At 66.7% G+C, this 21611-nt stretch carries 22 protein-coding genes; 20 read left to right on the forward strand and 2 right to left on the reverse strand.

Annotated elements, in window-relative coordinates:
- The first annotated feature begins 4 nt into the window (after positions 1–4).
- The 4 genes from AC07NT_RS05450 to AC07NT_RS05465 are packed head-to-tail and all read left to right on the forward strand — an operon-like array spanning position 5 to position 3518.
- Entirely contained in the window at positions 5–322 is a 318-nt protein-coding gene (locus AC07NT_RS05450; RefSeq protein ID WP_498597455.1) for a DMT family transporter, read from the forward strand.
- Positions 323–347: 25 nt separating this feature from the next.
- Positions 348–1775, forward strand: coding sequence for a dihydrolipoyl dehydrogenase (gene lpdA, locus AC07NT_RS05455; RefSeq protein ID WP_498597454.1), 1428 nt, complete (start codon positions 348–350; stop codon positions 1773–1775).
- Positions 1776–1794: 19 nt separating this feature from the next.
- Positions 1795–2895, forward strand: coding sequence for a cell division protein ZapE (zapE, locus tag AC07NT_RS05460; protein WP_498597453.1), 1101 nt, complete (start codon positions 1795–1797; stop codon positions 2893–2895).
- A complete protein-coding gene (locus AC07NT_RS05465) occupies positions 2892–3518 on the forward strand; it encodes a hypothetical protein (protein WP_498597452.1) in 627 nt (208 codons plus the stop codon). Before zapE ends, AC07NT_RS05465 begins: the two co-directional genes overlap by 4 nt.
- 30 nt (positions 3519–3548) lie before the next feature.
- On the opposite strand, the gene AC07NT_RS05470 is transcribed toward AC07NT_RS05465, so the two are convergent.
- The gene (locus AC07NT_RS05470; protein WP_498597451.1) at positions 3549–4316 is read right to left on the reverse strand and encodes a PP2C family protein-serine/threonine phosphatase; all 768 of its coding nucleotides are present in this window, start codon (positions 4314–4316) and stop codon (positions 3549–3551) included.
- A 125-nt stretch (positions 4317–4441) separates the two neighbouring features.
- Between AC07NT_RS05470 and AC07NT_RS05475 the strand changes: the two genes are divergently transcribed.
- Both AC07NT_RS05475 and yoaA read left to right on the forward strand, forming a co-directional pair.
- A complete protein-coding gene (locus AC07NT_RS05475; RefSeq protein WP_498597450.1) occupies positions 4442–4645 on the forward strand; it encodes a YdcH family protein in 204 nt (67 codons plus the stop codon).
- Complete coding sequence (yoaA, locus tag AC07NT_RS05480; RefSeq protein WP_498597449.1) at positions 4632–6641, forward strand: DNA repair helicase YoaA; 2010 nt, start codon at positions 4632–4634, stop codon at positions 6639–6641. Before AC07NT_RS05475 ends, yoaA begins: the two co-directional genes overlap by 14 nt.
- On the opposite strand, the gene AC07NT_RS05485 is transcribed toward yoaA, so the two are convergent.
- On the reverse strand, positions 6610–7425 hold the full coding sequence (locus AC07NT_RS05485) for an outer membrane protein assembly factor BamD (protein WP_498597448.1): 816 nt from the start codon (positions 7423–7425) through the stop codon (positions 6610–6612). The genes yoaA and AC07NT_RS05485 overlap by 32 nt on opposite strands.
- Before the next feature lie 14 nt (positions 7426–7439).
- Here AC07NT_RS05485 and AC07NT_RS05490 point away from each other — a divergent pair, with 14 nt between their 5' ends.
- From AC07NT_RS05490 to hflX, 14 genes are all read left to right on the forward strand, one after another.
- The gene (locus tag AC07NT_RS05490; protein ID WP_498597447.1) at positions 7440–8462 is read left to right on the forward strand and encodes an RluA family pseudouridine synthase; all 1023 of its coding nucleotides are present in this window, start codon (positions 7440–7442) and stop codon (positions 8460–8462) included.
- Between the two features lie 130 nt (positions 8463–8592).
- Positions 8593–9243, forward strand: a complete 651-nt coding sequence (gene scpB / locus AC07NT_RS05495) for an SMC-Scp complex subunit ScpB (RefSeq protein ID WP_498597446.1) — start codon at positions 8593–8595, stop codon at positions 9241–9243.
- On the forward strand, positions 9240–10607 hold the full coding sequence (locus AC07NT_RS05500; protein WP_498597445.1) for a pseudouridine synthase: 1368 nt from the start codon (positions 9240–9242) through the stop codon (positions 10605–10607). Before scpB ends, AC07NT_RS05500 begins: the two co-directional genes overlap by 4 nt.
- A gap of 135 nt (positions 10608–10742) precedes the next feature.
- Positions 10743–11168: a nucleoside-diphosphate kinase gene (gene ndk / locus AC07NT_RS05505; RefSeq protein ID WP_498597444.1), complete on the forward strand. Its 426-nt coding sequence runs from the start codon at positions 10743–10745 to the stop codon at positions 11166–11168.
- A gap of 20 nt (positions 11169–11188) precedes the next feature.
- The gene (rlmN, locus tag AC07NT_RS05510; RefSeq protein WP_498597443.1) at positions 11189–12334 is read left to right on the forward strand and encodes a dual-specificity RNA methyltransferase RlmN; all 1146 of its coding nucleotides are present in this window, start codon (positions 11189–11191) and stop codon (positions 12332–12334) included.
- Between the two features lie 3 nt (positions 12335–12337).
- Positions 12338–13156 carry a type IV pilus biogenesis/stability protein PilW gene (gene pilW / locus AC07NT_RS05515; protein ID WP_498597442.1) on the forward strand — a complete coding sequence of 273 codons (819 nt, stop codon included), beginning with the start codon at positions 12338–12340 and terminating at the stop codon, positions 13154–13156.
- Positions 13149–14162: a helix-turn-helix domain-containing protein gene (locus AC07NT_RS05520; protein ID WP_498597441.1), complete on the forward strand. Its 1014-nt coding sequence runs from the start codon at positions 13149–13151 to the stop codon at positions 14160–14162. Before pilW ends, AC07NT_RS05520 begins: the two co-directional genes overlap by 8 nt.
- Positions 14162–15442, forward strand: a complete 1281-nt coding sequence (gene ispG / locus AC07NT_RS05525; protein ID WP_498597440.1) for a flavodoxin-dependent (E)-4-hydroxy-3-methylbut-2-enyl-diphosphate synthase — start codon at positions 14162–14164, stop codon at positions 15440–15442. Before AC07NT_RS05520 ends, ispG begins: the two co-directional genes overlap by 1 nt.
- Before the next feature lie 23 nt (positions 15443–15465).
- On the forward strand, positions 15466–16764 hold the full coding sequence (gene hisS, locus AC07NT_RS05530; RefSeq protein ID WP_498597439.1) for a histidine--tRNA ligase: 1299 nt from the start codon (positions 15466–15468) through the stop codon (positions 16762–16764).
- A gap of 14 nt (positions 16765–16778) precedes the next feature.
- A complete protein-coding gene (locus AC07NT_RS05535) occupies positions 16779–17441 on the forward strand; it encodes a YfgM family protein (RefSeq protein ID WP_498597438.1) in 663 nt (220 codons plus the stop codon).
- Positions 17438–18580 (forward strand): outer membrane protein assembly factor BamB, encoded by a 1143-nt coding sequence (gene bamB, locus AC07NT_RS05540; RefSeq protein WP_498597437.1) that lies wholly within the window; start codon positions 17438–17440, stop codon positions 18578–18580. The genes AC07NT_RS05535 and bamB overlap by 4 nt, the downstream gene beginning before the upstream one ends.
- 18 nt (positions 18581–18598) lie before the next feature.
- Positions 18599–19942: a ribosome biogenesis GTPase Der gene (gene der, locus AC07NT_RS05545; protein ID WP_498597436.1), complete on the forward strand. Its 1344-nt coding sequence runs from the start codon at positions 18599–18601 to the stop codon at positions 19940–19942.
- A 105-nt stretch (positions 19943–20047) separates the two neighbouring features.
- Positions 20048–20299 carry an RNA chaperone Hfq gene (gene hfq / locus AC07NT_RS05550; RefSeq protein ID WP_498597435.1) on the forward strand — a complete coding sequence of 84 codons (252 nt, stop codon included), beginning with the start codon at positions 20048–20050 and terminating at the stop codon, positions 20297–20299.
- 73 nt (positions 20300–20372) lie between these two features.
- Positions 20373–21557: a GTPase HflX gene (hflX, locus tag AC07NT_RS05555; RefSeq protein WP_498597434.1), complete on the forward strand. Its 1185-nt coding sequence runs from the start codon at positions 20373–20375 to the stop codon at positions 21555–21557.
- Positions 21558–21611: the final 54 nt, after the last annotated feature.

Raw genomic sequence — 21611 nt, forward strand, 5'->3', positions numbered from 1 at the left:
TCGCATGGCCTGGGTCTACCTGCTGCTGGCAGGCCTGTTCGAGATCGGCTGGCCCCTGGGCTTCAAGCTGTCGCAACAGGCCGAGTACCGCGTGAGCGGTATCGTCGGCGCGGTAGGTTCGATGGCAGTGAGCGGCTGGTTGTTGTGGTTGGCGCAACGCGAGATCCCGATCGGCACTGCCTACGCGGTGTGGACCGGGATCGGCGGCGCCGGAACTTTTTTGATCGGGGTGATGTTCTTCGGCGATGCCGCCACGCTGGCCAGGTTCCTGGGCGTGGCGCTGATCGTTGGCGGGGTCGTCACCCTCAAGCTTGCGCACTGATCACGGTGCGCGCAGGAGTAGATACATGAGCAAGCAATTCGACGTGGTTGTCATCGGTGGCGGTCCCGGCGGTTACATCGCCGCCATCCGCGCCGCCCAGCTGGGCATGAACGTGGCGTGCATCGACGAATGGAAGAACGACAAGGGCGGCCCGGCCCCCGGTGGTACCTGCACCAACGTGGGTTGCATCCCGTCCAAGGCGCTGCTGCAGTCGTCCGAGCATTTCGAGCATGCCAACAAGCACTTTGCCGATCACGGCATCACGGCCAGCGACGTCAAGATGGACGTGGCCAAGATGCTGGGCCGCAAGGACAGCGTGGTCAAGCAGAACAACGACGGCATCCTCTACCTGTTCAAGAAGAACAAGGTGGCCTTCTTCCATGGCCGCGGCTCCTTCGTGAAGGCCGTGGATGGCGGCTACGAGCTCAAGGTGGCCGGTGCCGCCGAAGAGACCCTGGTGGCCAAGCAGGTCATCGTGGCGACCGGCTCCAATGCCCGCGCCTTGCCGGGCACGCCGTTTGACGAGGTCAATGTCCTGTCCAACGACGGGGCGCTGCGTATCGGCGCGGTTCCGAAGAAGCTGGGCCTGATCGGCTCGGGCGTGATCGGCCTGGAGATGGGCTCGGTCTGGCGCCGCCTGGGCGCCGAGGTGACCGTGCTGGAAGCCCTGCCCACCTTCCTGGGCGCGGTGGACGAGCAGATCGCCAAGGAAGCCAAGAAGGCTTTCGACAAGCAGGGCCTGAAGATCGAGCTGGGCGTGAAGGTTGGCGAGATCAAGAACGGCAAGAAAGGCGTGAGCGTGGCCTGGACCAATGCCAAGGGCGAGGCCCAGACGCTGGACGTGGACAAACTCATCGTGTCCATCGGCCGTGTGCCCAACACCATCGGCCTGAACACCGAAGCCGTGGGCCTGAAGCTGGACGAGCGCGGCGCCATCGTGGTTGATGGCGATTGCAAGACCAATCTGCCCGGCGTGTGGGCCGTGGGTGACGTGGTGCGCGGCCCGATGCTGGCGCACAAGGCGGAAGAAGAAGGCGTGGCCGTGGCCGAGCGTATTGCCGGCCAGCACGGGCACGTGAACTTCAACACCATTCCCTGGGTCATCTACACCAGCCCCGAGATCGCCTGGGTCGGTCGTACCGAGCAGCAGCTCAAGGCGGACGGCGTGGCCTACAAGGCCGGCACCTTCCCCTTCCTGGCCAACGGCCGCGCGCGCGCGCTGGGCGACACGACCGGTATGGTCAAGTTTCTGGCCGATGCCAAGACCGACGAGATCCTGGGCGTGCACATCGTGGGCCCCATGGCCAGCGAGCTGATCTCCGAGGCCGTGGTGGCCATGGAGTTCAAGGCCAGCGCCGAGGACATCGCCCGCATCTGCCACGCGCACCCGTCCCTCAGCGAGGCGACCAAGGAAGCCGCGCTGGCCGTGGACAAGCGCACGCTGAACTTCTGAAGCACGCGGGTACCACGGCTTGGCATCGGTACGCGAGGCCTATGAGGCAGAGCTGAAAACGCGGGGTTACGCCAGTGACCCCGCGCAGCTGCGCGCCGTCGAGGCGCTGGAGCATTGCGCTGTCGAATGGGCCGAATACAAGGTCAAGCGCTCCAACGCGATCAAGAAGCTGCTCAACCATCCGGACATCCCCAAGGGGGTGTACCTGTACGGCGGGGTGGGGCGCGGCAAGAGCTTCCTGATGGACTGCTTCTTCAACGCCGTGCCCCTGGTGCGCAAGACGCGCCTGCACTTCCACGAGTTCATGCGCGAAGTGCACCGCGAGCTGGCCGAGTTGCAGGGCACGGTCAACCCGCTCGATGCCCTGGCCGAGCGCATGGCCGACAAGTACAAGCTGATCTGCTTCGACGAGTTCCACGTCGCGGACATCACCGATGCCATGATCCTGCACCGGCTGTTGTCGGCCTTGTCCAAGAACGGCGTGGGTCTGGTGGCGACGTCCAACTTCAAGCCGGACGACCTCTACCCCAACGGCCTGCACCGCGAGCGCATCCTGCCGGCCATCGCCCTGCTGAACCAGACCATGGAGCTGGTCAACGTGGACAACGGCACCGACTATCGCCGCCGCACCATGGAGCAGGTGCAGATGTACCACACCCCTCTGGGGCCCGAGGCCGATACCGCGATGTCGCAGGCCTTCGACCGCCTGGCCGAGGCGCATGACGAGGACCCGGTGCTGCACATCGAGGCGCGCCAGATCCACGCGCGGCGCAAGGCCGGTGGCGTGGTCTGGTTTGACTTCCGCACCCTGTGCGGCGGCCCGCGCTCGCAGAACGATTACCTGGAAATCGCCACCCAGTTCCACACCGTGTTCCTGAGTGATGTGCCCTACATGCCGGTGCGCATGGCCTCCGAGGCGCGGCGTTTCACCTGGCTGGTGGACGTGCTCTACGACCGGCGCGTCAAGCTCATCATGTCGGCCGCCGTGCCGCCCGAGGCGCTCTACACCGAGGGGCCCCTGGTGCACGAATTTCCGCGTACAGTGTCACGACTCAATGAAATGCAGTCGCGCGAGTTCCTTGAATCGGAACGTCGTGTGGTCGACACCCGCCTGACATGAAACGTTTTCTGATTCTGCTGGCTGGCCTGGGCACCGTGGCCCTCGCCTGGGCGCAGCAGCCGGCTTCCTACGACCCGGAGTTGGCCGCGCGCGAACGTGTGCGCATCGCGTCCGAACGCCGCCAGACCCTGGAGCGCTATGGCCAGGAAGAGGCAGACTGCTACCAGCGTTTTGCGGTGAACGACTGCCTCAGCGAGGTGCGCAAGCGCCGCCGCGTGAGCCTGGAGGAATTGCGCCGCCAGGAGATCATCCTCAATGACGAACGCCGGGCCGCGGTGGCGGCCGAGCAGGTGCGCCGTACGGAAGAGCGTGCCGCCCAGCGCGCCAGCGAGCAGGCTGCTGAGGAACGCGCGGCTGCGCAGAAGGAGTTCGAGGAGCGGCAACGGCGCGCGCGGCAGAAGCAGGCGACCCAGGTCGCGCCCGCGCCCGCAACATCGGCCTCCGCGCCGGCCCGCCCGGCTTCGGCCCCCGGCAGCGCCGCAGCAGCGGCGGCCGAACGTGCGCGGCTGCAGCAGGTCTACGAGGAGAAGCAGCAGCGCGCCAACGAACGCAGGCAGGAGCGCGAACGTGCGCAGTCGGAGAAACCGCGTTCCACGAGCCGACCGCTGCCGGTACCGCCGTAAGAGACCGTGTCTCTTGATCGGCGTTGAGGCTCAGCGCTTGTCGTTCAGCGGTTCGAGCTTGACGATGACCAGCGACAGGTTGTCGCCACCACCACCGGCGCGTGAGCGCGCCTTCTCGATCAGGAACTCCGAGGCCTCGCGCGCCGACAGGCTGGAGAGCACCGAGCCCAGTTCCTCATTGCTGAAATAGTGCCAGACGCCGTCGCTGCAGGCCATGAGCGTGTCGCCCGGCTTGAGCTGCGGAATGAAATGGGTTTCCTGGGGCGGATCGCTTTCGGTGCCCAGGCAGCCCATGAGGATGTTGGACTGCGGGTGCACGGCGGCTTCCTCTTCCGTCAGTTCCCCGCGGTTGACCAGGGTCTGCACATAGGAGTGGTCCAGGGTACGGCGCACGATCTGGTTGGCGTGGAAGTGGTAGATGCGCGAGTCGCCGGCATGGATCCAATGGCAGTCGCCCGCCGGGTTGATCAGGAAGGCCGCCAGGGTGCTGTGCGGCTCCTGCTCGGCGGAGATGGCCGTGAGTTTGATGACGATGTGGGCTTCCTGCACCATCTGGGACAACATGGCCGCTGCGTCGTCGGTCTCGGGGGCGTAGCGCTCGAACAGCTGCTTGGCGGTCAGCATGACCTGATCGGAGGCCTTGCGCCCGCCGCTGCGCCCGCCCATGCCGTCGGCCACCACGGCCAGCATGCAACCGACGTGGCGCGGATGCGTGAATACCGCCACCTGGTCCTGCTGGTATTCGCGGTCGCCCTTGTGGATGCCGGTGGCGGCGGTGAGTCGGTAGCCTTTGCTCATGGTTCTGTTTGTCCCTTGGATCCGTACCCCGGGTGGGTGGATTGAAAGTCGTATTATCAAACCATCCGCCAGAGCATAGCTGACAAGTATTCCCGCTTTGGTCGTTTTCCTACCGGGCCTGATTTTTGGATTCCAATCTGCATTCGCCGCAGCGCCGCCTGATTGAGCTGCGCATGGAGCACGCCGACCTCGACGCGGCGATCGACCGCATGAGCCATGCGCCCGAGCATGACGAACTGCTGATGCGGCGTCTCAAGAAGCGGCGTCTGGCCCTGCGCGACGAGATCTCCCGCCTCGAACACCAGCTCACGCCCGATGAACCTGCATGATGCCGTGCGCGCGGCTTTCGCGCCCGAGGGCGTGCTGGCGCGCACCGTCGACGAATTCCACCCCCGCAGCGGCCAGACCGACATGGCGTTGGCCGTGGCCGAGGCCATTGCCGAGCGCAGCGTGCTGGTGGCCGAAGCCGGCACCGGCGTGGGCAAAACCTACGCCTATCTGGTGCCGGCCCTGCTCAGCGGCGAGCGCGTGCTGCTCTCCACCGCCACCAAGACCCTGCAGGACCAGCTGTACGGCCGCGACCTGCCGCGCCTGATCGAGGCCCTGGGACTGCCCCTGCGCACGGCCCTGCTCAAGGGGCGCGGGAGCTACCTCTGCCTGCACCGCATGGAGCTGGCCCGGCAGGAGGGTGCCGTGGCCGCGCCCCAGGCCGCCTATGCCCTGGCCCGTGTGGAGCGCTGGGCCCAGCAGACCCGCAGCGGCGACCTGGCCGAACTGCCGGGGCTGGACGAACGCTCACCGGTGATACCTTTGGTCACATCCACACGCGACAATTGCCTGGGCAGCAATTGCCCACGTTACCGCGACTGCCACGTCAACCTGGCGCGGCGCGAGGCCCTGGCGGCGGATGTGGTGGTGATCAACCACCATCTGTTCTTCGCCGACCTCGCGGTGCGCGAATCGGGCATGGCCGAACTGCTGCCCAGCGTGAGCACGGTGATCTTCGACGAGGCCCACACGCTCAACGAGACCGGGGTGCAGTTCCTGGGCCGCCAGCTTTCCACGGCCCAGGTGCTGGATTTCTGTCGTGACCTGCTGGCTTGTGGCCTGCAACAGGCGCGGGGCCTGGCCGACTGGCAGCAGCTGACCGGGGCGGTGGAGCGCGCCACGCGGGACCTGCGCCTGTGCGCCGGCCGGGCACCGGCCGGTGGCAGCCGCCACGCCTGGGACGGCGTCGCGCCCGAGCGCATCGACGCCGACGCCTGGGGTCTGGCCCTGGGCGCGCTGCAGCGCGCATGCGGTGAGGCGCGCGCCGCCCTGGAGCATATGGACGAACTCGGGCCGGATTTCATGCGTCTGGCCGAGCGGGCCCGGGGCCTGGTGGCTCTGGCGGATTTTTTCCAGGCCGAGCGCGCGCCCGAGGCGGTACGCTGGCTCGAAGTCAGTCAGCAGCTGCGTCTGGTGGAGTCGCCGCTGGACATCGCCGAGGCGGTGCAGACACGCCTGCTGGCGCCGCGCGAGGGCGAGACTTCCTCACGCAGCTGGATCTTCACGTCCGCCACGCTGGGCGATGACGAGCGTCTGAGCTGGTTCACCGAACCCTGTGGCCTGGGTGAAGCCCGCGTATTGCGCGTGGACAGCCCCTTTGACTATGCGCGCCAGGCCGCTGTCTACGTGCCGCGCCAGCTGTCCAAGCCCAACGACGCGCGGCACAGCGATGAAGTGGCCGCCCTGGTGGCGCGCCTGGCCCCGGTGCTGGGCGGGCGCACCCTGGTGCTGACCACGACGCTGCGGGCTTTGCGCAGCATCAGCGAGCGCCTGCCACAGTTGTTGCCGCCCGAGAGCAATTTGCAGGTGCTGAGCCAGGGGCAGTTGCCCAAGCGCGAGCTGCTGGACCGTTTTCGCGAGGGCGTGCTGCCCGGCCAGCCGGGTTGCGTGCTGGTGGCCTCGGCTTCCTTCTGGGAGGGAGTGGACATCCCGGGGGAGGCACTGCAGCTGGTGGTGATCGACAAGCTGCCTTTTCCGCCGCCCGGTGATCCGCTGGTGCAGGCGCGCAGCCGGCGCCTGGAGGCGGCCGGGCGCAGTCCCTTCAACGATTACCACGTGCCCGAGGCGGCAGTGGCGCTCAAGCAGGGGGCGGGGCGGCTGATCCGGCGCATCTCGGACCAGGGGGTGCTGCTGATCTGCGACACGCGCCTGGTCAGCATGGGGTATGGACGCCGCCTGATGGCGGCACTGCCGCCGATGCGGCGGCTGGCCACGGAGGCCGAGCTCGATCAGCGCTTGCTGGAGCTCACCACAGCTTCCACCACGGACCCGGCTTGACCGTGGCGGTGGTGGTATCGGCGCTGCTGATGTAGCGGCTTTGCGGGTAGTTGGTCTGCAGCACGCGACGCGCGTCGTCGCGCAACTGGGGCAGTTGCAGGGCGTCATAGCACTGCACCAGGAGGTAGAGGGCGTCCTCCAGCGCGGGCGCATCACGGTAGTCGGCAATGGCCTGTTGGGCGCGGTTGATGGCCGCCAGGTAGGCGCCGCGGCTGTGGTAATAACGCGCCACGTGCACTTCGTACTTGGCCAGCGAGTTGACGATGTGGATCATGCGCGCGCGCGCATCGGGTGTGTAACGCGAATCCGGGAAGCGTGTGACCAGCTCCTTGAAGGAGGCGAAGGATTCCTTGGCGGCCTGCTGGTCGCGCTCTGCCAGGTCCTGGCGCGTGATCGAGGAGAACAGGCCCAGGTTCTCGTTGAAGTTGACCACGCCCCTGAAGTAGAGCGCATAGTCCAGGGCCGGACTGGCCGGGTGCAGGCGCATGAAGCGGTCCAGCGTGGCGATGGCCTGGGCCGGCTCCTCGTTCTTGTAGTGGGCGTAGGCCTTTTCGAGCTGGGCCTGTTGCGCCAGTGGTGTGCCGGCGGCGCGGCCTTCGAGTTTCTCGAAGAGCCCGATGGCCTTGCCGTACTGCAGGTTGAAGACTTCCTCGCGCGCTTCCGCAAGGATTTCTTCCGGCGTCATCTTGGCCGTCGGATCGATCGGTTTGGTGGAGCAGCCGGCCAGCAGCGCAGCGGCGGCCAGGAGCAGGGCGGAGACGACCGATAATTTGGCGCTGGGCATCAGAGGCGTACTCGTTGAAACATCAAGAACCAATTATATCGACCGACCCCGTCAGCGACGACCTGGACGAGGCGAGCGAAGGGGCTTCGGAGGTCGAGCTGCGGCCCTGGACGATCGGGGTGGACCAGCACGGACTGCGCTTGGACCGGGCTTTGAGTGAGCTGGTGCCGGAGTTCTCGCGCAGCTACCTGCAGCAGCTGATCGAGGCGGGCGCCGTGACCCAGGGCGAGCTCACCCTGCGCAAGCCGGCGCACAAGGTGCGTGCGGGAGAGCAGGGCCAGATCGAATTGCGTCCCACGCCCCAGAGCCAGGCCTTTTTGCCCGAGCCCATGGCACTGGATATCGTGCACGAGGACGAGCACCTGCTGGTGCTCAACAAGCCCGCCGGCCTGGTGGTGCACCCGGCGCCGGGAAACTGGCGCGGCACTCTGCTCAACGGCCTGCTGGCGCACGACGCCAAGGCGGCGCAGTTGCCGCGCGCGGGCATCGTGCACCGCCTGGACAAGGACACCAGTGGCCTGATGGTGGTGGCGCGCACGCGGACCACCATGGATGCGCTGGTCAAGCTGATCGCGGAGCGGGCTGTCAGCCGCCAGTACCTGGCGCTGGCCCACCAGCCCTGGAGTGGCCCGGCCCGGCGTGAGGTGGAGGCTGCCATCGGGCGGGACCCGCGCAACCGCTTGCGCATGGCTGTGGTGGACCTGCTGCGCCAGCCGGGCAAGCCTGCCAAGACCACCTTCGAGCTCCTGCACAACGCCGAACAGGGCTGCTGGCTGCGCTGCACCCTGCACACCGGGCGCACGCACCAGATCCGCGTGCATGCGGCCTCCATCGGGCATCCGCTGCTGGCCGACACCCTGTACGGCGGGACGCCGGCGGCCGGGATGTCGCGCCAGGCCCTGCATGCCTGGCGCCTGGCTTTCAAACACCCCGTCAGCGGACAGGAACTGGTGTTCCAGGCCCTGCCGCCGGAGGATTTCCGTCAGGGCTTGGTGGCCTGGGGCGTGGGCTACAATGCCCAGCAGGACGTTCTGTGAAGAACGTGCCCCGGCCCCGACCGAGTTGCGGGTGCCCATGGTCCGGGATCGTGATGATCCGCAGGCCGACTCTCCTACAGACCCCTCTCATCCTGCATCGGTTAGATGCATAGCCCGGATTCGAAGAGACATGAATACAACGGAAGCCAAGCGTGTACTGGAAACGGCGCTGATCTGCGCGCAGCAACCGCTGCAGGTGCGCGACATGCGCGTGCTGTTCGACGACAGCCTGGGCGTGGACACGATCAAACAGTTGCTGGAAGAACTGCAGCAGGAGTGGACCGGGCGCGGCGTCGAGCTGGTCTGCGTGGCCACCGGCTGGCGTTTCCAGAGCCGCCCCGAGATGCGCGAGTACCTGGACCGCCTGCACCCCGAGAAGCCGCCGCGTTATTCGCGCGCCACGCTCGAGACCCTGGCCATCATTGCCTACCGCCAGCCGGTCACGCGTGGCGACATGGAAGACATCCGTGGCGTCACCATCAGCTCGCTGATCATCAAGCAGCTCGAAGACCGCGGATGGATCGAGGTGATCGGCCACCGCGAGGCGCCGGGTCGCCCGGGCCTGTACGCCACCACCAAGCACTTCCTCGACGACCTGGGCCTGGCCTCGCTCGACCAGCTGCCGCTCATGGAAGGCCCGGCCCAGCAGGCGGGTCTGCTCGAGGTGCTCAACGAATTGCCCCTGTCCCCCGATGCCGATAGGCCCGAGCTGCCCTTGGCCGAGCCCCTGGCCGAGTCGGGCAGCGACACCCCCTTTGCCCTGACCGGAAGTCAACCATGACCGAACCGACGCCTGGCGTGACGCCGCCCAAGCCCGACAGCGACACGCAAGCGCCTGTACCTGTTCAATTGGTACAGACTGTCGACTCAGACGAGGATGATGACGGCGACGACGCGCCCGCCAAGCCGGCGGCGCGCCAACCCCATCAGCCCCCCCAGGCCGTCGATTTTGCGGCCGTGGTCTCCGGTGAGTTCGATGCCGAGGAAGAGGCGCCCGAAGCCGATGTGTCGACCAAGCGCGTGCTTGCGCCGCAGGCCGAAACCCCCAAGCTGCACAAGGTGCTGGCCCAGGCTGGCATGGGCTCACGCCTGGAGATGGAGCAGCTCATCATGGAGGGGCGCATCTCGGTTAACAACGAGCCGGCTCACATCGGCCAGCGCATCCAGTTCGGCGACCAGATCAAGGTCAATGGCAAGGCCATCCGCGTGCGCGTCGACCCGCCGCCACCGCGTGTCATTGCTTACCACAAGCCGGTCGGTGAGGTCGTCACTCATGACGACCCGCAGAACCGTCCCACGGTGTTCCGCAAGCTGCCCAAGCTGCACCAGGGCAAGTGGCAGTCGGTGGGTCGCCTCGATCTCAACACCGAAGGCCTGCTGCTGTTCACCAGCTCCGGCGACCTGGCCAACAAGCTCATGCACCCGCGTTTCGGCCTGGAGCGTGAGTACGCGGTGCGCGTGCTGGGAGCCCTGAGCAGCGAGGAAAAGAAGCGCCTGCTCGAGGGCGTGCAGCTGGACGACGGTGTGGCCCAGTTCGGCAGCATTGAAGAGGGCGGTGGCGAAGGCAGCAACTGCTGGTACCGCGTGACGATTTCCGAAGGCCGCAACCGCGAGGTGCGTCGCATGCTCGAAGCCGTGGGCCATGCGGTCAGCCGCCTGATCCGCATCCGTTACGGCGCCATGGTGCTGCCGCGCGGCCTCAAACGTGGCGCCTGGATGGAGCTGGACGAAGGCGATATCCGCGGCCTGATGCGGGTTGCCGATCGCCGCCCGGGTGAGGGTGCGGCGGGCGAGGGGGGCGAACGCCCCCCGGCCCAGGGCAAACCCGGCGGCGGACGCAACAGGCGCCGTGGCGGCGGTGGCCAGCAGGGCCAGGGCCCGCGTGGTTCCGGTGGCCCCATGAGCGACAAGTCCGGCGGTGGACAGCGCAAGGGGGGTGGCCAGGGCCAGCAGCAGGGGCGCAACAAGGACCGCAATGCACGCCAGAGCGGCGGCGGTGACGGCCAGCCCGATCCGATGAAAACCTCCTTTGGTTACATCGGTGCCGACAGCTTCACGCGCCAGCGTCAGGAGCCGCGCCGCGGTAACGGCGGCGGCGGTGGCAACGGCGGGCCGCGTCGTGGTGGACGGGGCGGCGGGCGCTGAAAGCGACCCGGCCGGCTTCTCCCGGGCGGGGCGGACGGCCCTGGCCCCCAAAGTGTCACTGACACCGGTTAAAATACCAGGCTTTGCCCATGGTGGGGCAGAAACCCATTTTCATAAACAGACTCAGGAATTCACATGGCCATCCAGCGCACCTTCTCCATCATCAAGCCCGACGCCGTTGCCAAGAACGTCATCGGCCAGATCTACGCCCGCTTCGAAGGCGCCGGCCTGAAGATCGTCGCTTCCCGGATGGCCCACCTGTCGCGCGCTGAAGCCGAGGCTTTTTACGCCGTGCACAAGGCCCGTCCCTTCTTCAAGGACCTGGTCGAGTTCATGATCTCCGGCCCGGTGATGCTCCAGGTGCTGGAAGGCGAGAACGCCATCCAGAAGAACCGTGACCTGATGGGCGCCACCGACCCCAAGAAGGCCGACAAGGGCACCATCCGCGCCGACTTCGCCGACAGCATCGACGCCAATGCCGTGCACGGCTCCGACGCTCCCGAAACCGCCGCCGTGGAGATCGCCTTCTTCTTCGCCGGCATGAACATCCACAGCCGCTGAAAGGCGGATGTAACGATGCAATGACGGCCAACCTGCTCGACTTCGACCTCGACGGTTTGGCCGCCTTTTGCGAGCGGCTGGGTGAAAAGCGTTTTCGCGCCACCCAGCTGTTCCGCTGGATCCACCAGAAGGGTGCCTCCGGCTTCGACCAGATGAGCGATCTGGCCAAGTCCCTGCGTGAAAAGCTCGCCACCACGGCGCGCATCCAGGGGCTGGAAGTCATCTCCCAGCAGATCTCCGCCGACGGCACCATCAAGTGGCTGTTCGACGTCGGTGACGGCAATGCGGTCGAATCGGTCTATATCCCCGAAGACGACCGTGGCACCCTGTGTGTGTCCTCCCAGGCCGGTTGCGCCGTGGGTTGTCGTTTCTGCTCCACGGGCCACCAGGGTTTCAGCCGTAACCTCAGCACTGGCGAGATCGTCGCCCAACTCTGGTTTGCCGAGCACTTCCTGCGCAAGCACCTGAACCGCAGCGACCGTGTCATCACCAATGTGGTGATGATGGGCATGGGCGAGCCGCTGCAGAACTACAACGAGCTGATCCCCGCGCTGCGGGTGATGCTGGACGACCATGGCTACGGCCTGTCGCGCCGCCGCCTCACGGTGTCCACCTCGGGCGTGGTGCCCATGATCGACCGTCTGGCGCAGGACTGCCCGGTGGCCCTGGCGGTCTCCCTGCACGCACCCAACGACGAATTGCGCGACAACCTGGTGCCGCTGAATCGCAAGTACCCCATCGCCGAGCTGATGGACGCCTGCAACCGCTACCTGAGCCACGCGCCGCGCGACTTCATCACCTACGAATACTGCATGCTCGACGGTGTCAACGACCAGCCCGAGCACGCACGCCAGCTGGTCGAACTGGTGCGCAAGCACGCCACCGGCGGCGTCTGGTGCAAGTTCAACCTGATTCCCTTCAATCCCTTCCCGGCCTCCGGGCTCAAGCGCTCGCCGAATGAACGCGTGCAGGCCTTCGCCAAAATCCTCCTGGATGCTGGTATCGTCACGACTGTGCGCAAGACGCGCGGCGACGATATCGACGCCGCCTGCGGCCAGTTGGCCGGCGACGTCAAGGACCGCACCGGGGTAGAGGAGCGCATGGCACGTCAGCGCAAGCTGCTGCAACCCATGCAGTCCCTGCAGAGTCAATCCAAGGAGGTTTGAGGCATGAATGTGACTGATGCGATGTGCGGCCCTGGCCGTCGGTGGCTGCTCGCAGCCTGCCTGGCGCTGGTCGCGCTGACCGGCCTGCCCGGCTGCGCTGGGGGACCTGTGGCCAACCAGGACATCGTCACCGATTCCGACGAGCCGGCGATCCGCAAGCGCGCCCGCACCCGCCTGCAGCTGGCCAGCGGCTATTTCGAGCAGGGCCAGACCACGGTGGCGCTGGACGAGGTCAAGCAGTCGCTCCTGATCGATCCCGATTTCCCCGACGCCTACAACCTGCGCGGCCTGATCTACCTGCGTCTCAACGACATGCGCCTGGCCGAAGAGAGTTTCCGTCGCGCCCTGGCCATCAGCCCGAACGACGCCAACGTGCTGCACAACTACGGCTGGATGCAGTGCCAGCAGGGCAAGTACACCGAGGCGGTGCAGACCTACACGCAGGCCCTGGCCAACCCGACCTATGGCGGCCGGGCCAAGACCTGGCTGACCAAGGGCCTGTGCCAGATGCAGGCCCGTCAGTTCAACGATGCCGAGTTCAGCCTGAACAAGTCCTACGAGCTCGATGCTGGCAACCCGGTGACGGGCTACAACCTGGCACTGCTGCTGTACCAGCGTGGCGACGCGGCGCGCGCCCAGTTCTACATCCGGCGCATCAACAACAGCGAGCTGGCCAATGCCGAGACCCTCTGGCTTGGCATCAAGGTCGAGCAGCGCATCGGCAACCGTGTGGCACGTGACCAGCTGGTGACCCAGCTGCGCAGCCGATATCCGAGATCGCGTGAACTGAGTTCTTTTGAGCGGGGAGCATTCAATGAGTGACGAGGCAGCCATCAGCAGCGCGCCTGTGCAGGATACGTCCGTGGCCGAGCCGGCCGCTGCGGTGCCCAAGACCACGGCCGGCCAGTTGCTGCGCGAGGCACGTGAAGCCGCCAACGTCGAGCTGCCCGCGCTGGCGCTGGCGCTCAAGGTCTCGGTCAAGAAGCTGGAGTCCCTGGAGGCCGACCGTCTGGACCTGCTGCCCGACGCGGTGTTCGTGCGGGCCCTGGCCTCCAGCGTCTGCCGTGCGCTCAAGATCGATGCGGCACCCGTGCTGGCCCAGTTGCCGCAGTCCAAGGTACCTCGCCTGGATTACGACGAACCCGGCCTGAACACGCCTTTCCATACGCCGGGTGACGTGGCCAAGACGCCGTTCCTGGACCGCCTCTCGCGCCCCATGGTGCTGGCCGCGCTGGCCGTGCTGCTGGGCGCCCTGGTCCTGATCTTCTTTCCCTCGACCGAACAGCGTGCCGAGATCGGCGCCATTGTGACCCGTGCCCCGGCGCCGGCCACCGAGACCACGGAACCGGTGCCCGCGCCAGTGCCGGTGGCTGCCGCGCCGGCCCCGGTCAAGGCCGCTGCGCCGGTGGTGCGCGAAGCCGTCGCCCCGGCCGCGCCGCCGGTGGTTCAGCCCGCCGCCGCGCCGGTCAAGGTCGTCAAGGCGGCCGAGGTCCCTCCTGCGCCTGCGCGCACCGAGGCAGCACCGGCGGTGACGCCTGCGCCGGCGGCGGTGACCCCCGAGGTGCAGGCCGTGCGCAAGCGACTCGCGAGTTCCGGTCTCGTGATCTTCAAGACCAGCGGTCCGTCCTGGATCGAGGTCACCGACGGCAAGGGCGCCATCCAGCTCAGCCGCCTGGTGGAGCCGGGCGAGCCCGTGGGCGCCTCCGGCCCGCTGCCGCTCAACGTGACCATCGGTCGCGCCGATGTGACCGAGGTGCTGGTGCGCGGCAAACCTTTCCCGCTGGACGAAGTCACCCGCGGCGGGGTGGCCCGATTCGAGGTGAAATAGTGCAGCAAACGGGTCCCATCGATCAGTCCGCGCCGCGTGTGCGGCGTTCGCGTCAGGCCCGCGTGGCCTGGGGCGACAACATCGTCACCGTGGGCGGTGACGCGCCGGTGCGCGTGCAATCCATGACCAACACCGACACGGTGGACGTCATCGGCACTGCCATCCAGGTCAAGGAACTGGCCCAGGCCGGCTCCGAACTGGTGCGCATCACGGTCAACACGCCCGAGGCTGCGCAGGCTGTGCCCCACATCCGCGAGCAGCTCGACCGCATGGGCATCGCCGTGCCCCTGATAGGCGACTTCCATTACAACGGCCACACGCTGCTCAGCCAGTACCCGGCCTGCGCCGAGACCCTGTCCAAGTACCGCATCAATCCCGGCAATGTGGGCAAGGGCGACAAGCGCGACCGCCAGTTCGGCCAGATGATCGAAGCTGCGCTCAAGTGGAACAAGCCCGTGCGCATCGGCGTGAACTGGGGCAGCCTGGACCAGGAACTGCTGGCCGGCCTGATGGACGAGAACAGCCGCCGCCCCCAACCCTGGGATGCCAAGGCCGTGATGTACGAGGCGCTCATCACCTCGGCCATCGACTCCGCGCGTTTTGCGCAGGAGCTGGGCATGCCACCCGAGCAGATCCTGCTGTCGTGCAAGGTCAGTGGCGTGCAGGACCTGATTTCCGTCTACCGCGAACTCGCCCAGCGTTGTGATTACCCCCTGCACCTGGGCCTGACCGAGGCCGGCATGGGTACCAAGGGCACGGTGGCCTCCACCACGGCCCTGTCCATCCTGCTGCAGGAGGGCATAGGCGACACCATCCGTGTCTCGCTGACGCCGCAGCCCGGCGAATCGCGCACGCAGGAAGTGGTGATCGCCTCCGAGATCCTGCAGGCCCTCGGCCTGCGCATCTTCGTGCCCAGCGTCACGGCCTGCCCGGGCTGCGGCCGTACCACCAGCACCACCTTCCAGGAACTGGCCAAGCAGATCGACGATTTCCTGCGCATGCAGATGCCTGTCTGGCGCAAGCAGTACCCGGGTGTGGAAGCCATGAAAGTGGCCGTGATGGGCTGCATCGTCAACGGCCCGGGCGAGAGCAAGCATGCCGACATCGGTATCAGCCTGCCAGGCACGGGCGAGGCGCCGGCCGCACCGGTCTTCATCGACGGCGAGAAGCGCCTGACCCTGCGCGGTGAGGGCATCGCCCAGGAATTCCAGAAGATCGTCGAGAACTACATCGAAGCCCGCTTCGGCGCGCACAAGAAGTCCGTCGTCGAGACGGTCTGAACCACATCAAGAGTGAGAAGAACATGGCCTCCAAGCCAGAGAAACTGCTTGCCGTCAAAGGCATGAACGACATCCTGCCGCCGGATTCGGCGCGCTGGGAGTGGTTCGAGGAACAGGTGCGCGCACTGATGGCGCGTTACGCCTACCGCAACATCCGTACGCCCATCGTCGAACCCACGCCGCTGTTCGTACGCGGCCTGGGCGAGGTGACCGACATCGTCGAGAAAGAGATGTACTCCTTCGAGGACCGCTTGAACGGCGAGCAACTGACCCTGCGCCCCGAGAGCACGGCCGGTGTGGTGCGTGCCGTGGTCGAGCACAACCTGCTGTACGAAGGCGGCAAGCGCCTGTACTACATGGGGCCCATGTTCCGCCACGAGCGTCCGCAGCGCGGTCGTTACCGCCAGTTCCATCAGATAGGCGCCGAGGCCCTGGGTTTTGCCGGTGCCGAGGTCGATGCCGAGATGATCCTGCTGGCCGATGCGCTGTGGAAGGTGCTGGGCCTGGCCGATGTGCGCCTGGAACTCAACAGCCTGGGCCAGCCCGAGGAACGCAAGCAACACCGTGCCGCGCTGATCGCCTATTTCGAGCAACATGTCGAACAACTGGACGAAGACGCCAAACGCCGCCTGCACAGCAACCCGCTGCGCATCCTGGACACCAAGAACCCGGCCATGCAGGGTCTGGTGGAAGCCGCGCCCAAGCTGATCGACTTCCTGGGCGAGGCTTCGCTGGCCCATTTCAACCAGGTGCGCTCCATCCTGGACGCGAGCGGCGTGGCCTACAGCATCAACCCGCGCCTGGTGCGCGGCATGGATTACTACAACCTCACGGTCTTCGAGTTCATCACCACGCGCCTGGGTTCGCAGGGCACCATCTGCGGCGGCGGTCGTTACGACTACCTGATCGAGCAGATCGGCGGCAAGCCCGCACCGGCCGTGGGCTGGGCCCTGGGGGTGGAGCGCGTGCTGGAACTGCTGAAAGAGCAGGGCGCCGAGTCGCCCCAGCCCGTGCCCGATGCCTACGCCATCATTCCGGATGCTGCGGCCCTGCCGCAGGCCATGCCTGTGCTGCAGGCCCTGCGCGCGGCCGGCCTCAAGGTGCAGATGCACGCAGGTACGGGCGAGGGCATGGGCAGCATGAAATCGCAGTTCAAGAAGGCCGACACCAGCGGCGCGTCTTACGCGCTGATCTTCGGTGCCGACGAACTGGCCCGCGGCGAAGTCACCGTCAAGTCGCTGCGCGACGGCGCCGGCGCGCAAGCCAGCCATCCCCTGGCGCAGGCGGCCGAATGGGCCCCCCGCCTACAATCCCGCACCTGATCTGAAGAAACCACATGGCACACCTTGACCTCGAAGAACAAGAGCAGCTTGACCAGCTCAAGCAATTCTGGAAACAGTACGGCGGCCTCATCAGCTGGGGGCTGATCGTGCTGCTGGCGGTCTACGCCGGCTGGAACGGCTGGCAGTACTGGCAGCGCAAGCAGGCTGTGCAGGCCACCGCCCTGTATGAAGAGGTGGAGCGCATCGCCGCCAGCGGCGACGCCACCCGCCTGGACCGCGCCCTGGCTGACATGAAAGACAAGTTTGCCGGCACCGCGCAGGCGCAGCAGGCCGCGCTGCTGGCCGCAGCCGTGCATGCCTCGGCGGGTCGCAATGATGCCGCCCGCGCCGCGCTGGCCTGGGTGAGCGAACAGTCCGGGGACGAAGGCTACAAGGCCGTGGCGCGCCTGCGCCTGGCCGGCCTGTTGCTCGACGCCAAGTCCTATGACGAAGCCCTCAAGCAGCTCTCCGCCAGTTTCCCGGCCGAGTTCAACGCCCTGGCGGCCGACCGCCGCGGTGACGTTTACCTGGCCCAGGGCAAAAAAGCCGAGGCCGGTGTCGAATACCAGAAGGCCTGGGCCGGTCTGGAAACCGGTAGCAGCTACCGCAATGTGGTCGACGTCAAACTGGCCTCCCTGGGCCTGACGCCTGCTGCCGCGGCCGGGGAGAAGAAGTGATCCTGCGCCTTCCGGTCCTGCTGCGCGCATGGCGCGGCGCGGTGGCCCTGGCCCTGACGACCTTGCTGCTGGCCTGCTCCAGTGCGCCCAACCGTCCTGAACCGCTACCGCTACAGCCCGATCCCAAGCTGCTGGGCATGCGCCAGGCCTGGGCCGCCGATATCGGCCGGGTTGATTTTCCGCTGTTGCTCCAGGTGGCTGGCAATACGGTGGGCGTGGCGTCCACCGAAGGCCGGGTCAGCCTGCTCGATGCCCGTACCGGTGAGCCGGTGTGGACGTTCGAGGTGGGCACGCCGCTGAATGCCGGCGTCGGTCATGATGGCCGCAATGCAGCCGTGGTCACGACCGAGAATGAACTGGTGGCCTTGCAGGATGGCAAGGAGCTCTGGCGCCAACGCCTGTCGGCGCCGTCCTATACCCCACCCCTGGTCGCCGGGGCCCGTGTTTTCGTGCTGGGCGCGGACCGCAGCATCGCCGCCTACGACGGCCAGAGCGGCCGGCGCCTGTGGCACCAGACGCGCACGGGTGAAGCCCTGGTGCTGCGTCAGCCCGGTGTGCTGATTCCTGTGGGCGACACCCTGGTGGTGGGGCTGTCGGGCCGCCTGGCGGGCCTGAACCCGCTCAACGGCACGCCCCGCTGGGAAGTGCCCATTGCAACCCCGCGTGGCACCAATGACGTGGAGCGCCTGGTCGACCTGGTGGCTGGCGTGGCACGACAGGGGGCGGTGGTCTGCACGCGAGCTTTCCAGTCCGCGCTGGGCTGCGTTGACGCGGCGCGTGGTGCGCTGGTCTGGAGCAAACCCGCGGCCGGCGCTTCCGGCCTGAGCGGGGATGCCGCCCTCCTGCTGGGGGTGGAGTTCGACGGCACCGTGGTGGCCTGGCGGCCCAGGGACGGTGAACGCGCCTGGAGCACGAACCAGCTGCGTTACCGCAAGCTGACCTCGCCGCTGCTGCTGGGGCCGGCCCTGGTGGTGGGCGATGACGCAGGTCAGCTGCACTTCCTGTCCCGCCAGGACGGCGCCCTGCAGACCCGTATCGAAACCGATGGCACGCCCATCGCTGCGACGCCAGTGCTGGTGGGCAGCACCGTGGTCGTGGTCACACGCGCTGGTCGCGTGTTGGGCCTGCGCCCTGAATAATCAACAAGAAAGCCCGCCATGAAACCCGTCCTGGCCCTGGTGGGCCGCCCCAATGTCGGCAAGTCCACGTTGTTCAACCGGCTGACCAAGTCGCGCGACGCCATCGTGGCCGACTTCGCCGGCCTCACGCGCGACCGCCACTACGGCAACGGCAAGCAGGGCAAGCACGAGTACATCGTCATCGACACCGGCGGCTTCGAGCCCACGGCCGAGGACGGCATCTACAAGGAAATGGCCAAGCAGACACGCCAGGCCGTGGCCGAGGCTGATGTGGTGATCTTCGTGGTCGATGCGCGCGGCGGCCTGTCGGCGCAGGACCATGACATCGCAAATTACCTGCGCCGCCTGGGCAAGCCCTGCGTGCTGGTGGCCAACAAGGCCGAAGGCATGACCGATGCCACCCGGCTGGGTGAGTTCTACGAGCTGGGCCTGGGCGAGGTGTACCCGGTGTCGGCCGCCCACGGGCAGGGCATCCGTTCCCTGGTCGACCTCGCACTGGAACCGCTGAACCTGAGCGACGAGGACGAGGCCGACGCGGAAGAGGTACCCGGCGTCATCAAGCTGGCCGTGGCCGGCCGCCCCAATGTGGGCAAGTCCACCCTGATCAACACCTGGCTGGGCGAGGAACGCCTGGTGGCCTTCGACCTGCCGGGCACCACGCGCGACGCGATCAGTGTGCCGTTCGAGCGCAACGGCCAGAAGTTCGAACTGATCGACACCGCCGGCCTGCGCCGCAAGGGCAAGGTCTTCGAGGCGATCGAGAAATTCTCGGTGGTCAAGACCCTGCAGGCCATCGAGTCCGCCAATGTCGTGCTGCTGCTGCTCGACGCGACCCAGGGCGTGACCGACCAGGACGCCCATATCGCCGGCTACATCCTGGAGAGCGGCCGCGCCGTGGTGCTGGCGGTCAACAAATGGGATGCAACCGACGACTACCAGCGCCAGACCCTGCAGCGCTCCATCGAGACGCGGCTGGCCTTCCTGAAATTCGCCAACATGCACTTCATCTCGGCCAAGAAGCGCCAGGGTCTGGGTCCGCTGTGGACATCGATCACCCAGGCCTACAAGGCTGCGAGCTGCAAGATGTCCACGCCGGTGCTCACGCGCCTGCTGCAGCAGGCCGTGCAGTTCCAGAGCCCCCAGCGCGCCGGCATGTTCCGGCCCAAGATGCGTTATGCGCACCAGGGCGGCATGAACCCACCGGTGATCGTGATCCACGGCAACTCGCTGGAGCACGTGCCCGACTCCTACAAGCGTTTCCTCGAAGGCTGGTTCCGCAAGGAGTTCGACCTGGTGGGCACGCCCATGCGCATCGAGTTCAAGACCTCGAGCAATCCCTACGCCGACAAGGACGAGGGCTAGAGTCCGGACGCTTTACCGGGGGTTAACCCCGCTTGTCAAGCGGGCACCAGGCTGCTGTGGTATGGTGACGACTTCCTTACTACTCTTTTGAACACGGAGAATATCGTGAGCAATAACAAAGGTCAGCTTCTGCAAGACCCCTTCCTCAACGCTCTGCGCCGCGAGCATGTGCCGGTCTCCATCTACCTGGTCAACGGCATCAAGCTGCAGGGCCAGATCGAGTCCTTCGATCAGTACGTGGTCCTGCTGCGCAACACCGTGACCCAGATGGTCTACAAGCACGCCATCTCGACCATCGTCCCGGGCCGCGCTGTGAATTTCGCGGTCGGCGAGGGCGAAACCCCCAGCGCTTCCTGATGTTCAGAGGGGGCGGTTGCCCGGGCCGCAGGCCTGTGGCATCTCCATCGTTTTCTTTCCGGCAGCCTCCTCTTTGACCGCTTTGTCAGACCAGACCCCCGCATTGACCATCCTGGTCGGGGTCGACTTCGGCCTGCCGCATTTCGACGGTGAGCTCGAGGAGCTCGGCCTGCTGGCCGAAACCGCCGGCCTCAAGCCGGTCGGACGCATCACTTGCAAGCGCAAGGCGCCCGACGCGGCGCTGTTCGTGGGCAGCGGCAAGGCCGAAGAAATCAAGCTGCTGGCCCAGCAGCTCGGTGCCAGCGAAATCCTGTTCGACCAGAGCCTGAGTCCGGCCCAGCAGCGCAACCTGGAGCGAACGCTGGAACTGCCGGTGAACGACCGCACCCTTCTGATCCTGGAAATCTTTGCCCAGCGCGCGCGCAGCCACGAGGGCAAGCTGCAGGTCGAACTGGCCCGCCTGCAGTACCTGAGCACCCGTCTGGTGCGTCGCTGGTCCCACCTGGAGCGTCAGACTGGTGGCGCAGGTGTGCGTGGCGGACCGGGCGAAAAGCAGATCGAGCTGGACCGCCGCATGATCGCCGAGTCCATCAAGCGCACCAAGGAGCGCCTGCACAAGGTCAAGCGCCAGCGGCAGACCCAGCGCCGCCAGCGCGAGCGGCGCGACGCCTACAACATTTCCCTGGTCGGTTACACCAACGCCGGCAAGTCCACGCTGTTCAATGCCCTGGTCAAGGCCCGCGCCTACGCGGCCGACCAGCTCTTTGCCACGCTGGACACCACCACGCGCCAGCTCTACCTGGGCGAGGCGGGACGTTCCGTATCCCTGTCCGATACCGTGGGTTTCATCCGCGACCTGCCGCACGGCCTGATCGACGCTTTCCAGGCCACCTTGCAGGAGGCGGTGGACGCCGACCTGCTGCTGCACGTGGTCGATGCCGCCAATCCCAATTTCCCCGAGCAGATCGCCGAGGTGCAGCGTGTGCTGGCCGAGATCGGCGCGGAGCACATCCCGCAGGTGCTGGTCTTCAACAAGCTCGATGCCCTGGGCCCGGAGCGCCGGCCGGCACGGGTTCAGGACAGCTACGAACTCGACGGCCAGGCTGTCCCGCGCATCTTCGTCAGTGCCCAGGACGGGGAGGGCCTGCCTGCCTTGCGGCAACTGTTGGCCCAGCGCGTCATGGACACCGTCCCCGAGGCCCCTGAAACGGCCGAAATAGAGGCTGATTTCCCGGACAATGGTGCAAGCCCATTCTGATTGGGCACAATGATGGCGTACCGGTCCATGAGCCGAGATCACAGAGAGATCCAA

The sequence above is a fragment of the Hylemonella sp. GW821-FHT10B10 genome, from assembly GCF_059415585.1.